The 13,552-nt window shown below is 34.9% G+C and carries 8 protein-coding genes; 5 read left to right on the top strand and 3 right to left on the bottom strand.

The features are described from left to right. Window positions 1-11: 11 nt before the first annotated feature. A complete protein-coding gene (locus tag OLM58_RS17710) occupies window positions 12-986 on the bottom strand; it encodes a ribonucleotide-diphosphate reductase subunit beta (protein ID WP_017497566.1) in 975 nt (324 codons plus the stop codon). A 602-nt stretch (window positions 987-1,588) separates the two neighbouring features. Here OLM58_RS17710 and OLM58_RS17705 point away from each other — a divergent pair. The 5 genes from OLM58_RS17705 (at window position 1,589) to OLM58_RS17685 (ending at window position 11,560) form a co-directional block, all read left to right on the top strand. Beyond that, window positions 1,589-2,143, top strand: a complete 555-nt coding sequence (locus OLM58_RS17705) for a GNAT family N-acetyltransferase (RefSeq protein WP_264529946.1) — start codon at window positions 1,589-1,591, stop codon at window positions 2,141-2,143. Window positions 2,144-2,590: 447 nt separating this feature from the next. Further along, on the top strand, window positions 2,591-4,153 hold the full coding sequence (locus OLM58_RS17700) for a histidine kinase (protein ID WP_264529945.1): 1,563 nt from the start codon (window positions 2,591-2,593) through the stop codon (window positions 4,151-4,153). Between the two features lie 105 nt (window positions 4,154-4,258). Beyond that, entirely contained in the window at window positions 4,259-6,859 is a 2,601-nt protein-coding gene (locus tag OLM58_RS17695; RefSeq protein WP_264529944.1) for a zinc-dependent metalloprotease, read from the top strand. 25 nt (window positions 6,860-6,884) lie between these two features. After that, window positions 6,885-10,229 (top strand): SusC/RagA family TonB-linked outer membrane protein, encoded by a 3,345-nt coding sequence (locus OLM58_RS17690; protein ID WP_264529943.1) that lies wholly within the window; start codon window positions 6,885-6,887, stop codon window positions 10,227-10,229. Between the two features lie 11 nt (window positions 10,230-10,240). Beyond that, window positions 10,241-11,560: a RagB/SusD family nutrient uptake outer membrane protein gene (locus OLM58_RS17685; protein ID WP_264529942.1), complete on the top strand. Its 1,320-nt coding sequence runs from the start codon at window positions 10,241-10,243 to the stop codon at window positions 11,558-11,560. A 178-nt stretch (window positions 11,561-11,738) separates the two neighbouring features. Here the strand turns inward: OLM58_RS17685 and OLM58_RS17680 are convergent, their stop codons facing one another. Both OLM58_RS17680 and OLM58_RS17675 read right to left on the bottom strand, forming a co-directional pair. Continuing rightward, window positions 11,739-12,170, bottom strand: a complete 432-nt coding sequence (locus OLM58_RS17680; RefSeq protein WP_264529941.1) for a response regulator — start codon at window positions 12,168-12,170, stop codon at window positions 11,739-11,741. 12 nt (window positions 12,171-12,182) lie between these two features. Beyond that, window positions 12,183-13,469 carry a sensor histidine kinase gene (locus OLM58_RS17675; protein WP_264529940.1) on the bottom strand — a complete coding sequence of 429 codons (1,287 nt, stop codon included), beginning with the start codon at window positions 13,467-13,469 and terminating at the stop codon, window positions 12,183-12,185. Between the last annotated feature and the right edge of the window lie 83 nt (window positions 13,470-13,552).

Genomic DNA, 13,552 nt, shown 5'->3' with positions numbered 1-13,552 from the left:
AATTTTGCTTTTTAGAACAGGTCGTTTGCGGTAATGCTTTTGTCGTGTTTGGTATATTCTACCGGTCTTTTGGCAAAGAAATCGTCAAGGCTGTTGGCAAAAACTTCTTCTTCAAACCAGGCCATCGCTTTATAATCATCTGCCGGAACATTAAAAATAGTCGGGATATTGATCTGAACCAGACTTTCGTCTATTCTGAATTTCATGAAATTAACCAAATCAGTCTTATTGATTGTTTCAATCTCACCTTCTTCAAAAATCCAGTCTAATATATCAGCTTCTACTTCTATTGAATTTTTAACGGCTTCACGAATAAGGTTTAACGTTTCCTCATCGAAATAATCCGGAAACTCTTCACGTATTTTGTTTACGATATAAATTCCGCCATTAGCATGAATTTGTTCATCGATAGAAGTCCACGCAATAATATTACTCACATTTTTCATGTAGCCTTTGAATCGCGTAAAAGACAATAAAATCGCAAACTGACTGAAAAGTGACACATTTTCGATCAGAATACTAAACAAAATCAGTGAAATCACATACTTTTTATTGTCCTGAGATTTGGTATCCTTAAGCACATCCGAAAGATAATCGACACGTTTGCGGATAACCGGAATCTCCATCAGTTTTTCAAATTCATCGTTGTAACCTAAAACTTCCAGAAGACGTGAATAAGCTTCAGAATGTCTGAATTCACATTCGGCAAAAGTACTCCCCAATCCGTTGAATTCCGGCTTCGGAAAATGCTCATAGATATTTCCCCAGAAACTTTTCACAGCTACTTCTATCTGTGCAATCGCCAATAGACTATTTTTAATGGCGGTTTTCTCCGCGGCATTTAAATGGGAATGAAAATCTTGCGTATCGGCTGTAAAATCAACCTCTGTATGAACCCAATACGCTTTATTTATGGCTTCTGTAAATTGCAAAACCTCCGGGTACTCGAAAGGTTTATAATTGATTCTTTTATCAAATATAGACATATATATAAGTATTAAATGGTGACTGAACCTGGATAAAAATGCTTCGTTCTTGGGGAGGTATTAACGACATTTCTATAGTTACAAATTTAACCCCGAGATCTTCTTTCTACCCTTTTTTGATGTTAAAAAACAACGCAATTATCAACAGTTGGCCGCCTCAAAATCGACCCTTAGATTTGCTTTTTATCAACAGGGAGAAAATAAAGCTTAAGAGGCGAAACATCAGCTATTTATACTAAATCTAAATAGAGTTATCAACAGTATAGGGGCGAAAAAAAGGCTTCGTCCTAAAAACAGTTATCAACAGCCATTCTTAAAAAAATAGCTTTTATACTACAAAAAGTATCGTTTTGCGCAACATGGAAAACGCTGACTACTCTCATTTTTGAAATTATTACACTCGATCTGCTAAATAAAAAAGCACACTTAAAAACACACATAAATCATTAATAACAAACATGTTAACTAATTAAAAATTATAACCTATAGTACCAAACATTTCTTTTTAAATTATGAAAAAGGCAATTTTTTATCACAAATATTGAGCAAAATTGATTCATCTGTAAAAGTTGGTGTAATTTTGTACACTAAACGCATTTATCATGATTATCAGAAAAGCAACAATTGAAGATTCGGAAAATATTACAGCACTTTTGCTGCTGGCAATGGAGGACATTATCTATAAATTTACAGGTGAAAAGGATCCTAAAACGGCCTACTATTTCCTGCTTCATTTTGTTGAAACCGAGAATAATCAATACTCTTATCAAAATTGTTATATAGCGCAGGAAGACAACGAAATTATTGGTGCTGTTGCTGTTTATGACGGAGGACAATTACATTCGTTGAGAAAACCAATTGTTGATTATGTTCGTCTGAATTTCAATGCTGATTTTAATCCTGAAGACGAAACGCAAAGTGGTGAATTTTATATTGATTCGGTTGGTGTGAGTCCAAATCATCAGGGAAAAGGAATTGGTTCTAAACTGCTGCAATTTTTAATTGACGAGTATGTAACTCAAAATCAAAGGACTCTAGGACTATTAGTCGAAGATGCCAACCCGAACGCCAAAAAACTGTACTTAAAATTAGGTTTTAAAGTGAAGGGGACCCGAACTTTGGTAGGAAAGAATATGGAACATCTGCAGATTGGGTGATTTTTTTAGTTTCAGGTTTCAGGTTTCAAGTTTCAAGTTTCAGGTTTCAGGTTTCAGGTTTCAAGTTTCAGATTTCAGGTTTCAGGTTTGAAATGTGCACAGGGCTGCCAAAACTTAACCGCAAAGTTCGCAAAGAGCATCGCAAGGTTCGCAAAGTTTAAGTATAGCTTTGCGAACCTTATTTTTTACAAAATCCTGCTTAGTAAAAAACCTTGCGGACCTTGCGGTTCAATTTTGTAAGCCTTACACCTATTTCAAACCTGAAACCTGAAACTTGAAACTTTTTCACTCTTAACAAGATTTTTACTAAACGTACCCTTCGAAATACTGTTAACTTTTGCTAACTACAACAGTATCAAATAAAAAGTTTTATATTTGCACCCTAAAAAAATAAAACTTATTGCTCTTTAAGGCCTGAAATACTGTCTTATATTTTAATCCACATCGTTGAAATTTACTTTTAAAAATACCTTTTCCCGCAGGAACTTCTTTATTTTAGGAATTATCTTTATTGTCCTCACGCTGCTTTCAATTTATATTCTAAGCAGTTTTATAACGGAGATCACCGAAAAATCAAATACTGCAACTGAAGAACGAGGCTTTCAGAAAAAACAGGAAGTGCTTGTACAGGAATTGTCACATTTTTTAGAAACTCAAAAGGAGTTAAAACGTATTGTTGAAATGAGCAATACCCGGAATCTCTCTGATAATCTAAAGGTACTCAGTACAATTCATGCCAATGACAGTCTTATTAAAAACAATTGGTTTCAGATTAATAAGGAGCATATAACTTTTGTAACGGCTAAAAATAGTCCAAATCTGGAAGCTTCCATCAAAGATTTTGCTGTTAAAAACGGAAATCTCAGTGCGTACAATTGTATTGTTGAGAACAATCAGGATTTTTTCTGGCGCATTTATTACAAGTACATTGCGACAAATGGTACAGTCATTCGATACGGGTATGACATTGATTTGAAAGCACTTCAAACCTATTTTTCTACCATTGACCAAAAAGCGCTCAATTATGCTTTTGTGTTTGATAAAAAAGGAACAATCCTCTACCATCCTGAAGTAAAATTGCTGAAGAAGAATGTTTTCAAAATCACAAACCTTCGTGCAAGTGATACTACTTTTACCAATAAAAACAGTTTCAGCCGACAAATTGCGCTTTCAGAATATTTAGGTCTTGACATTGTACGCTATACCAAACGGCTCAATGTAAAAGGAACGGATTGGTACATCTGTGTTAATTTTGCGGAGAAAATATCCAATGAAGATGTCAATACTGTAAAAAAGTATGCTTCCTTAATTTACATCGTTACAACAGCTATTTTAATCGTATTCTTCTATTTATTTACTCTTTTCACCCGTAAAAATTTTCAGGAAAAAGAAGTACTGGCGCAGGAAAAAAACAATCTTTTGATAGAAAACGAAAAAATTAATAAAGAGAAAGCACTCATTCAGCTGCAGCAATTAAAAGAACAGATCAATCCGCACTTTCTGTTCAACTCGCTGAATTCGTTATACATGCTTATTGAAAGCAACACGGCTGTTGCGCGAAAATTTACCCTCAATCTGTCCAAAATTTACAGATATCTGATTACACCCCCAGTTAACAATATTGTTACGGTACAGGAAGAACTGCTTTTTATAGAAAAGTATATATTTCTGCAACAAACCCGTTTTACGAAAGAATTTGTCTTTTCGATTCAGATCGAAAACGAAAATAATCTGGCTAAAAAAGTACCGTATCTGGCTTTTCAGATCGCGGTAGAAAACGCCATAAAACACAATATCGCTTCTGAAGAAACCCCTTTAAAAATAACAATTGACATTAAAGAAAACGTTGTAATTATTACCAATAATTTAAACGAAAAGCAAAACTTTGATAAAGAATCCAAGTTTGGTCACAAATACTTAGAAATTATTTACAAATATTATGCTAAGGACGATTTCAAAGTCTTCAAAAAAGACGGCGATTTTACTTGCATTTTGCCTTTAATTGGATAAAAGAAAACATTCACTCCCAAAAAAAAGCCACTCACTCCATTTTGTTTTTTTTAACGTTACCCCTGCAATATTTTTAGCCAAAAATTAACCTAAACTTAACTTTCAATGAGAGAAAAGGCATTGTTGATAAACCTAAAAAATATCGTTTTATTGGTATTTGTACTGAGCACCAGTACTATGGTTTCTCAAAAAAAGAATAAAAAAAATAAAGAAGACAAAACTGTACAAGTTAAAGATTCATTAAAAGATTCGAAAGGAAAAAAGTACGATGATCTTGTTAAAAAAGGGACTTTCAAGAAAGGACTTTTTAATACCATTCAGGTCAAAACAGATTTATACCTAGAAATTAACGATTCTCTTTTTCAAAGAGAATTTTTAGTAGTCAATAAAATCTCGAGTGTCCCTTTGCCTGTTAATGATGCCGGATTGAATAAAGGAATGAACTACGAGAATAAAATTATAACGTTTCACAAAGATTTAGTGGCCAAGAAAGTTTGGGTCAAATCTTCTGTTCCAAAGGTTTCATCGCCTATTGGAGATGCTATTACGGCTTCGGTAAACAGTAATTTCTCAGAATCTATTATTGAAGTTTTTGATATTGAAACCAAGAATAACGATTCGACTTCGGTTGTCATTAAAGCGAATAAGGTTTTCGACGGTAAGCAAAAAAGTTTCAATGATGTATTGAGCAACATTGGCTTTGGCGGATCTGTAAAATCGGATTTATCCTATATAGAAAATGTAAAAACGTTTCCTAAAAATATTGTTGTAAAATCGCAGCTTACTACATCTGTAAGCGAAGGTGGTCCTGCCCTTTCGGTTACCCTTGGAGTGACGTCCAACATTATTTTGCTGGATAAAACACCAATGCAGCCGCGTTTTGCAGACAAGCGTGTGGGGTATTTCTCTGAAAAACACTGGTATTTCAGCGACAGCCAGCATGCTATGCAGGAGAAAGAATTAATCACGCGCTGGAGACTGGAACCTAAAAAAGAAGATATCGAAAAATACCGCAAAGGCGAATTGGTAGAACCTAAAAAGCCAATTGTGTATTACATCGATCCATCGACACCAAAACAATGGCGTTCTTATATTATTGAAGGGGTTCGTGACTGGCAGGTTGCTTTTGAAAGAGCCGGATTCAAAAATGCCGTAATCGCCAAAGAGCCAACTGAGGAAGATACTGATTTTGATATCGACGACGTACGCTATTCTGTAATTACGTATGTGGCTTCTCAAAAGTCTAACGCTATGGGACCTGCAGTAGTAGACCCAAGAAGCGGTGAAATTATAGAATCTGATATTATCTGGTGGCACAATGTAATGACTTCATTGCAAAGCTGGATGCGCATTCAGACAGGTGCCATTGATCCGAAAGCCAGAGGAAATAAATTTAGTGACGAGCACATGGGAGAAGCGATTCGTTTTGTATCGTCTCATGAAGTGGGACATACTTTTGGTTTAAAACACAATATGGGTGCTTCGTTTGCTTATCCTGTAGAATCGTTAAGATCTAAAGATTTTACAGCAAAAATGGGCGGAACAGCTCCATCAATCATGGATTATGCCCGTTACAACTATATTGCTCAGCCCGAAGATCATGTTGAAGCGATCACGCCAAAAATTGGTGAATACGATAAATATGCTATCGAATGGGGTTACAAATGGTATGCAGACCAGAAAGAAGAACACACTGCGCTTAATGATCTGATTGCAAAACACCAGAACGATCCGGTTTATTTCTATGGAGAGCAACAGGACGGTGACAGTACAATTGACCCCCGTTCGCAATCTGAAGATTTAGGTGATGATGCCATGAAAGCCAGCGAATACGGGCTTAAAAACCTTAAAAAAGTGGTAGGTAAAATTCTTGAGTGGACGTATGATAAAGATGAATCTTACTATCAAACGGGTAAACTTTATATTGGAGCAATTGGTCAGTGGAATCTTTACAACTACCATGTGTTAACGAATGTGGGAGGAATTTATCTGAATACCACGGTTCACGGTGACAATAAGGCAAGTTATGTTCCGGTTCCGGCTGCCATTCAAAAAAGAGCTGTTTCGTATTTATTGAAAAATAGTATTGCACTTCCGGAATGGTTGTTTTTTAACCCAATTTTGGACAAAACAAATCCGTTGAAAGATTCTCCTCTTGGGCCTTATGAGTACACTCCTTACACCCTGGCAAGAGAATTACAATATGGGATTTTATACAACCTGTTAAGTGATGATCGTTTGTTGAGAATTACAGAAAATGAGCTTTTCCAACGTAACGAAGCCAAAGAGAATGTTTATACCGTAACACAATTATTTAAAACCGTTCATCAAAACATTTTCGCTCCTACGATTCAAAACAAATCGCTTACGATTATGGAACGTATGACACAGAAAAACTATGTCGATGTATTGATTGTTTCGACCAATAAACTTTTTGAAAAAACAGACAGCAAGAAAATCATTCAGTTAGAAGAAACATTAAGCATGCCTCATTTATGTGATTATCTGCAAGAATCAAAAATGGCGCGTAACATCAATCAGTCTTCATTAAAGAGAGTTTCTGAAGTGACTTCTGATAAAAAAGGAGAATTGAATCAGATTCTGAAGCTTTTAAAGACAAAAAGAAACATTGGAAATCAAGAGACAAAGAATCATTACTTCGATCTGATCCAGCGTATTGAAAAAGCACTAAACAACACACTTTAAATTAACATAATCCAAAAACAACCCAATGAAAAATTTATTTTACATGCTGAGTTTCCTACTTACCCTCTCGGGGTTTGCGCAGGAAAGGACTATTAAAGGAAAGGTACTTGATGCCAAAGATGGACTGCCGATACCGGGAGTCACCATTGCTGTCGAAAACAGTTCCGTATCAAACAACACCTCTGAAAAAGGAGTAATTCAAAGTGCCGGTCTGGGAACTGTAAGTGACTTTGACGGTGCCTTCGAATTGAAAATAAACAATAATATCAAATCTCTAAGAGTAACCTATATGGGTTATCTGCCTTATACAATTGACATTACAGATAAAAATCAATACAACATTTCTTTAAAGTCAGATGTAAGCGAATTAAAGGAAATCGTAGTTACCGGTTATCAGAAAATCGAAAAGAGAAAGCTGACATCTGCTGTTGCCAAAGTGGATATGGCCGATATCAAACAAGCGGGTGTTGCGAGTTTAGATCAAATGTTAGTAGGTCAGGTTGCGGGTGTTGCGGTAACACAACAAACAGGAGCTCCGGGAACCATTGCAAAAATCAGAGTTCGTGGTACTGCCTCTCTTAACGGTGCACAGGATCCATTATGGGTTTTAGATGGTTTACCTCTTGAAGGAAATGATGTTCCTCAAAATTATGACAAAGACAATATCGATGTTTTAAGCAATTTTTCTATCGCAGGTTTAAATCCTGAGGATATTAAAGATATTACCATATTAAAAGATGCTGCTGCAACGGCCATTTACGGAGCAAGAGCTGCAAACGGTGTTATTGTGGTGACAACTAAAAAAGGGAAAAAAGGAAGCATGAAAGTAGATTTGAATGTCAATACTTTCATGACTCAGAAACCTGATTTTTCTAAATTAAACCTTTTAAATTCTTCTCAAAAAGTAGATTTTGAACTTTCGCTGGCTTCAAGAGAAGATTTGACTTACAGAGACGGTAACGGAGAAATTTCCCGTATTCTTAAACAGGCTAATGAATTAGGAGCCTACAGATCGGGAGGTTTTTCGTCTCTAAGTCCAACAACACAAAACTCAATCAACGCTTTAAGAAACATCAATACCAATTGGGGTGATTTATTGTACAGAAGTGCCATCAACAAACAATATACATTAAGTTTATCTGGTGGTGGAGAAAAATCTGATTACTATTTCTCTTTAGGAGCTTACAACGAAGAAGGTGCTACTATCGGAACTGGTTTTGACAGATACAACCTTACCTTAAAAAACAACTTTGATGTAACTGATAAATTGCGTGTTGGCGTTGGAATTTTTGGTACACAAAGTAAAAAATCATCTTATATTTCAGATACGGACACTTTTACAAATCCTGCTAATTACTCCAGAAACGCAAATCCATATCTAGCTCCATTAAACGCTGATGGAAGTTATAATTATGATAAAGACATGACCGGGTATGGAAATGGAAGTGTATATATTCCTTTTAATTACTTAGAAGAAAGAGAAAATACCAATTACGAATTGACAACAAGATCTATAAAAGCATTACTTGACGTTGATTATAATATTACAAAAGGATTAAAAGCAAGTACACAAATTGGTTTACAGTTTGACAACAATGCTTCTGAAAAATATGCCGGTAAAGACACTTACTTTACAAGAAAAGAAAGAGAAAAAACAAGTGTATTTGCAAATGGAGCTTATACTTATTTCCTTCCTGTTGGCGGAATTATTCAAAATTCAAACACTGACTTTTTTCAATACAACTGGAAAACGATGTTAAACTATAACACTACTCTTGGAGGAAAACATGAGTTAGAGTTTATGGTGGGTAATGAGTTAAGAAAAAACAAAAGCACAGCTATTAATACAAAAGGTTTTGGTTTCGACCCGAAAACATTGACTACAACTCAAATTGTTTTTCCAACTCAAAGTTATGCATCTAATCCAACCTATAGAACGTATTTAAAGAATGAAAACGAAAATGCATTTGCATCATTCTTCGCAACAGCATCTTATACGTATGACAGAAAATATACGTTCTTTGGAAGTGTTCGTTACGACGGTTCAGATTTATTTGGTGCAGATCCTAAATACAAATACTTGCCATTGTGGGCAGTTTCCGGTTCATGGGCGGTATCAGAAGAAAATTTCTTAAAAGATAGCGAAATAGTTTCTAATTTAAGATTACGTGCGTCTTACGGTTTACAAGGAAATATCGATAAAAATACTTCTCCGTATGTCGTTGGAACAAATCAAACAACTATTATTTTACCGGGACAATCAGAACCTATTATTAGTGTAGCTTCTCCTCCAAATGATAAATTAAGATGGGAAAAGACGACCAATACCAACTTTGGAATGGATCTGGGGTTATTCAACAACCGTATTAACATTATAACCGATGTTTACGGAAGAAAAAGTACTGATTTAATTGGCTTACAATCACTTCCTGTTGAAAACGGTTTTGAATATACAAACGCTAACTGGGCTCAGGTAACGAATAAAGGATACGAGATTTCTTTGTCTACAAGAAACATTGACCGTCCGAACTTTAAATGGAACACGACTATTAATTTTGCTCATAATAAGAGTACTGTTGATCGTATCCAGACAAGATCTAACACCTATTTACCTTCGAAACAAGGATTACCTGTTAATGCCGTATTTGCATTAAAAACTAACGGAATTGATGAAAGTGGTTTCCCTTTATTTGTAAATAAAAAAGGAGAAACTGTAAACACGCAAACTCTTTTTGGTCTTTTTGATCCTTATGCAGATTTTTTCCCGGGAGTTTTCTCGCAATCAAAACTTACGAATGAAGAAACAAGAGATTTGTTTACTTATGTTGGAGATGCAGATCCTAAATTTACTGGTGGTTTTATCAACACTTTTAAAGTTCATAATTTTGATCTTACTATTGCTACCACTTTCAATATTAAACAAACTGTTGTTGAAAAACCAAATTTTAATGGTACACAATTAGATCGTGGTCAGAACTACACTACAGATGTACTTAATGCCTGGTCACCTACTAATACCGGTTCAAACATACCTGGAATTACCAGTCCAACTTCAGGAACAGGAGATTCATGGATGGCTTACCAATGGTTTTCTCCAGCAGGAGCGCCACTTAATGTTTACAACTATTTAGATACTTGGGTTCATGAAATGAGCTATATGCGTTTAAGCAGCGTTCGTTTAGGATATTCATTGCCTAAAACAGCGACAAAAACGTTGTTTATGGATAGTGTAAGATTTAGTATCGAAGGAAGAAACTTATTTGTAATCAGCTCTGATTATAAAGGTTACTTTGACCCGGAAACGTTCGGAAATATCTATGCACAACCAATCCCAAGATCAATATCTTTAGGATGTAACCTAACTTTTTAATCTGATTTAAAATGAAAAATATATTAAAATACGTATTCTTTGTCGGCGTAGCTATTACGACTGTAAGCTGTGATCATTATCTTGATGTTAAGCCAGTGGGTAAAGTAATTCCGGAAACTTTAACTGACTATAGAGCAGTAATGACAAGCGGCTACTCTACAACTGCTATTCATAAAGCATTATCTACTATTAGAGCAGACGAATTGATTTTAGATGAATCTAATGATAATGCTACTTTCTACAGAGATCATTATATCTGGAACGATGCCAATCCTGATAAAACTACAAACAGTTTTCCTTATGCTACTTTGTACAACAGAATTTTCTATACCAATGTGATCATCAATGAAGCAACCGTAAAATTAGCGCCTTCTGCAGAGAAAGATCAACTAATAGGAGAAGCTTACGCTCTAAGAGCATTTGCTTACTTTGATTTATTGAATATCTTCAGTAAACCTTACAATGCTGCAACAGCTGCAACTGACAGAGGTGTTCCGTTGGCTTTAAAAATAGATTTAGAGCAAGCTTATGTTCCTCAAAGTGTTGCTGTTATTTACGATCAGATTTTATCTGATAATGAAGAGGCAAAAAGATTATTGAATTTAGACACTCAAACAGCGGGTATCAACTACCGTTTTTCTAAAGCTGCTTTATATGCAATGGAATCCCGTATTTTCCTTTACAGAAAAGAATGGGCAAAAGCTATTGCTGCTGCAGATAAAGCAATGACATACAAAAGTGCTTTAATCAACTTAAACACTACTGCTGCCTTACCTAATCTTTACAACGGACCGGAATCTATATTAGCACTTGAAGATCCTTTTATTAATCTTTTGAAAGGAACATCATATGCTGCGCCAACTTTAACAGGCGTTTATGATAAAACAAACGATTTACGTTTTGCGTTGTATTATCAGGCAAGCGGAAGCAGATACAGATTTAGAAAAGGTGGTGATATTGCTCAAAAATGTACCTTTAGAACATCTGAATTGTATTTGACTAAAGCAGAAGCATCGGCACAATTAAACGATCTGACAACAGCAAGAACAACGGTAATCACTTTTATCAAAAACAGATATAAAATTACGGCTTTTGATCAGTTAAGCCTATCGATTGCTGCCATGACGCAAACTCAGCTTCTTGATTTTATCGCTCAGGAAAGACAACGTGAGTTTGCTGTAGAAGGTCACCGATGGTTTGATTTGCGTAGAACAACTCAAAAACAAATCATCCATACTTTCAATGGAGAAAATTATACGCTAATAGAAAATGATCCGCGATATACGCTTCCATTTCCTCTGGATGCACGTTTAAACAATCCTGAATTGTAAGTCCATAAAATAACTTCAAAGTAAAATTGCCCCAAAAATTTTAGAGAATTATATACTTACAATTTAATACTAATGAGCCCGATATTACATCGGGCTCATTGCTTTTTTAGACTAATACAGTTATCGCGGTCGGAGCAATACTAATTAATAAAATTTAACTTTCAGCCATCTTCTATGTTTAATGATTTTTTAATAGGAACTCCTGTTTTATGTTTTCAAACTTCTCTTTACAGAGAGGTTTGTTCAGAAAGCCTATTACCAAGGGGTTACTTTCTGCCCGTTTAAGATCTTCCGGATGTGTTGAAGAAGTAATCATCATTATAATACAATTTAGTTTGATTGATTCGGAAAGTTTTGCATACTCCTCCAGAAATTCAAAACCATTCATTTCAGGCATATTGATATCGAGAAAAATAAACTGCGGAAGCAAATCAGGTGTATCTTCTAACGAACGTAAATATTCAAGTGCTGTTGTGGCTAACTCTTCTAAAACAATTTCCTCAGCAAAATAATACTTTTCGGCCATTCGCTTTGCAATATAACGATCTGTAGCACTATCGTCTATTACAAGGATTTTTCTAAAGTGGGGTTGTGTTGCATTCTGTTCCATGGGTTAAGATATTTACTTGTTTGGAATTTTAATCGTAAAAGTGGTTCCATGACCAATTTCAGATTGAACTTTTATATCTCCATTGAGTTTATAGATTGCTTCCTTTACAATATAAAGTCCCAATCCTGAACCAACCGACTCTCGGGAAACACGATAAAACATGTCAAATATTTTTGGATGTAAATCTTGCTGAATTCCAATTCCATTGTCCTCAACAACAATATTGGTTTCGATGTTGGAAATATCAATTTTAATATTGACAAATGGATTTGAAACTTTAAAATTTTGATAGCGGATTGAATTTGAAATCAGATTGTTCAGAATAGTCGTAAGCCGATTTTTATCGGAGTAGACCGAAGCATTACCAATAATATCAACTTTAAAATCAACTCTTCTGTTAGTATCCCCCATGAATTTTAAATTTTGGGTTACCTCTTTAAGAAGTTCTTTAAAATTGATCTTTTGCTTATCGATTTCCATCCGTGAGTTTCGCGAATAATCAAGGATATCACAAATGAAGTTATCTAACTTTTCGGCATTCTCCTTTAACATTTCAAGATGTCCAATCATTAACTCTTCAGCTGTATCGTCTTTGGCTATTTCAATAAGTCCAAGCATAGAATTTAATGGAGCACGTAAATCATGAGAGGTACTATACACAAAACGATCCAATTCGTAATTTGCAGTTTTTAACTCTTGATTTTCAATTTCTCTTTTCCTAAAAGTCTGATTAATATGAGCTTCACTGTATTTTTTAAATTGATAAGCCCACAATCCACAAAGCCCAAAAATGGTTGTCGCTAATAGTATATGAATAACAAAAGTGCGCAGTGTCATATAATCCAACTGAGTAAAATAAATACCACTGACACCACTATATTGCAAATAACCAAATAGTGCATGATGAATTATTACTACTAATGTTAGCGGTATTTGCAGTTTCCAGTTTTGATAAGTGATAAGCATAGCACTTGCAACAAATGCCGTAAAATGCATCTCGAACATACCATGCATCTGATAAATAAACTGGCACATGAAAATCCCCAATACGGTACTGAGAACATACTGATAAAAGTCAGATTCAGGCAACGCTAATTTTGACGAATAATAGGCAATAAGCAATATTCCTCCCACTCCAATTGCAATCTCCCAAGTATCATAACAAAACGCTAATAATAAACCTATAATAAAAAAAGCGACCAGAAAGTAATTAATTAAATTATCCGATTTTCTCTTTATTGCCAAAAGAAATTCCTGAATGTTCTTAGATTGTTCCAGATTTTCGATTTTCTCTTTCATACTTTTTTCAACTTGGTACTGTATTGCGATACTCTTTTAAAGTAAAGGCAATTGGATTAAAAAAGGACAAGAAAAGCAGTTTA

It is taken from the genome of Flavobacterium sp. N502540 (assembly GCF_025947365.1).
Taxonomy (GTDB): Bacteria; Bacteroidota; Bacteroidia; order Flavobacteriales; family Flavobacteriaceae; genus Flavobacterium.
This window is presented reverse-complemented; position numbering and strand designations above follow the sequence as displayed.